This is a genomic window from Pseudomonas sp. HMWF021 (assembly GCF_003061005.1).
Lineage (GTDB): Bacteria > Pseudomonadota > Gammaproteobacteria > Pseudomonadales > Pseudomonadaceae > Aquipseudomonas.
Genome location: NZ_QAIK01000006.1, coordinates 12,967 through 15,572 on the forward strand (window position 1 = coordinate 12,967; position 2,606 = coordinate 15,572).

Sequence of the window (2,606 nt, forward strand, 5' to 3'; positions counted from 1 at the left end):
GTTCATGTTGTCGAAGTAGCCACGCCCGCCATAGACGAACACGCTGTCGTAACCCACGGCGCTCAGTTGCTGGCCAAGGCTGGCGAAACCACTTTCACGGCCGATGCGCTTGACGATCGAGCGGCCAGGCGTCGGCGGAATGGCCAGGGTGATCGCTTCCAGACCACGGTCGGTGCGAGTACCGGTGGCGTAGAAGTTGTTGAAGTACAGGCTCTGCTTGCGCAAGGCGTCGAGGTTTGGCGTCAGGTTGCGACCGTCGCCATTGCTGCCCAGGTACTTGGCGCTCAGGCTTTCGATGGTCACCAGCACAATGTTCGGCTTGCGCGGGGTGCCCGGGTTGTCGATCACCCGGCGAATGTCCTGTGGATCCTGGCCGATGAAGCGCGCGTCGCTTTCGCTCAGCTCGGCGCGGATCTGGCTGGCGACTTTTTCCGCCGGCAGGCTCTTGTAGAACTGGGTGTAATCCAGCTCATTGTTACGGAACGCAGCGAAGAACTGATACGGGCCGTTGCTGGCCAGTTCGTTCTGGTAAGCGTTGCCGCCCTGGGCGCGAGGTGCGTCCTGGCTGAGCAGTTGCAGACTCAGGCCCGCGAGGATCAGCAGGCCCAAGGCATTGAGCAGGCGCGTGCGCAGCGCTGGCAGCGGCGCATTCATGGCAGCATTGAACGGCTTGCCCAAGGCAAAGCTGATCACCACGGCCAGCACCGCGAGCAGGCTCAGCAGTTTGCCGATCGGGTACGACTCGAGGACGTTGTTCAGCACTTCATCGGAATACACCAGGTAATCGACGGCGATGAAGTTGAAGCGCACGCCGAACTCGTCCCAGAACAACCATTCGGCCACGGCCACGAACAGCATGGCGAACAGGCTGATGGTCAGCAGGGCGCGCAGGAAACCGCGATGTCCACGACGCCGCCAGAGGCCCGGCGGGCAGAGCAACAGGTACAAACCCATCGGCAATGCCGCGTAGGCGAGGAAACCCAGGTCGTACAGCGCGCCGATGCCGAACACCGAAGGGGCAAAGCCACCGGCCTCATCCAGGTGAGTCAGCAGCAATACCGCTCGGGTCAGAAGAAAGATGACCAGCCAGGCGCCAGTGATCAGCAGCAGAAAGCGCATAGGCGCTGTCTTGAAAGAGTCCATTGTCTCGTTTTCCTTATATCAATGGCGCGCGAGTGTCGCGGCGCCACTGTAGTCAGGTTGTGAATCGATAGTGAAAACTTTGTTAAATATTTAATTTGCCTGGGCAAATGGATTTGCGCGCTTGCCGGCCCTAGCCGTGAACCGGCGTTGGCCTTAAGCTGCGCGGGCCATGACGGCCGTTACTGTGTACGGAGGAAATGCCAATGCGAATTCTATTGGTCGAAGACAACCGCGATATCCTGGCCAACCTGGCCGATTACCTGGGGCTCAAAGGCTATACCGTCGATTGCGCCCAGGACGGCTTGTCGGGCCTGCATCTGGCCGCCACCGAGCATTACGACCTGATCGTGCTCGACATCATGTTGCCCGGAATCGACGGCTACACCCTGTGCAAACGCCTGCGTGAAGACGCGCGGCGCGACACGCCGGTGATCATGCTCACCGCCCGTGATCAACTGGACGACCGCCTGCAGGGCTTCAAGTCCGGGGCCGACGATTACCTGGTCAAGCCGTTCGCGTTGTCGGAACTGGCAGCGCGGGTCGAGGCAGTGATGCGCCGCACCCAGGGCGGCGGACGTCGCGCGCTGCAGGTCGGTGACCTGACCTACGACCTCGACACCCTGGAAGTGACCCGCGAAGGCAAATTGCTCAAGCTCAACCCGGTCGGCCTGAAGCTGCTGGCAGTGCTGATGCAGAAGAGCCCGCACGTGCTGCGTCGGGAAATTCTCGAAGAAGCCTTGTGGGGCGATGACTGCCCGGACAGCGACAGTCTGCGCAGCCACGTCCACCAATTGCGTCAGGTGATCGACAAGCCATTCGCCAAACCCTTGCTGCAAACCGTGCACGGTGTGGGTTACCGCCTGGCCGAGGGGCGAGATGGAGTTTAAGCAAAGCCTTTCCCAGCGGATCATCATCGCCTTTGCGCTGATGAGTGCGCTGGTAGCCGGGGCCTTCGCCATGGGCATTGTGGCGACCGTGCACCTGGTGGAGGAGAAACTGATTTCGGCGGGGCTGGGCGGCGACCTGCAACGCCTGCTGCTGATGGATAACGTTTCGGACTGGAGCCATCGCCCGGAGCCGGATCAGCTGTTCTATTTCAGCGGCGGACCGGGTGACTTCGAACTGCCCAAGGACCTGCGTCACCTCGATGCGGGTTTCCACGAAGTGTTCCGCGAGCAGTTGTCGTATCACGCGATGGTCGAGATCGTCGACGGTCGTCGTTATGTGCTGCTGCAGGATCAAAGCGATTTCGAAGAGCGCGAGCGCGTGCTGTTCGCCGTAGTGCTGGTGGGCTTTGTGCTCAGTCTGGCGCTGGCGGTGTTCCTCGGCTGGGTGTTGGCGCGCAAGGTCATGGCGCCAGTGGTGCGACTGGCCCGGCAAGTGCGGCACCGCGATCAACTGCTCGGCCTGGCACCGCCGCTGGCGCCGGACTATGCCGCTGACGAAGTCGGCGAACTGGCGGT

General features: G+C 61.6%; 2 protein-coding genes and 1 pseudogene. 2 read left to right on the top strand and 1 reads right to left on the bottom strand.

Features of this window, described 5'->3' with window-relative positions; all coding sequences use genetic code 11:
- Positions 1 to 1,143, bottom strand: a 1,143-nt coding sequence (locus DBR18_RS28570) for an LTA synthase family protein (RefSeq protein ID WP_256588477.1), incomplete at its 3' end; no start/stop codon positions are given.
- Positions 1,144 to 1,346: 203 nt separating this feature from the next.
- Here DBR18_RS28570 and DBR18_RS00440 point away from each other — a divergent pair.
- Positions 1,347 to 2,030 carry a response regulator transcription factor gene (locus DBR18_RS00440; protein ID WP_025111688.1) on the top strand — a complete coding sequence of 228 codons (684 nt, stop codon included), beginning with the start codon at positions 1,347 to 1,349 and terminating at the stop codon, positions 2,028 to 2,030.
- A gap of 49 nt (positions 2,031 to 2,079) precedes the next feature.
- Positions 2,080 to 2,606, top strand: a pseudogene (locus tag DBR18_RS28575) (two-component sensor histidine kinase); the annotation flags it as partial.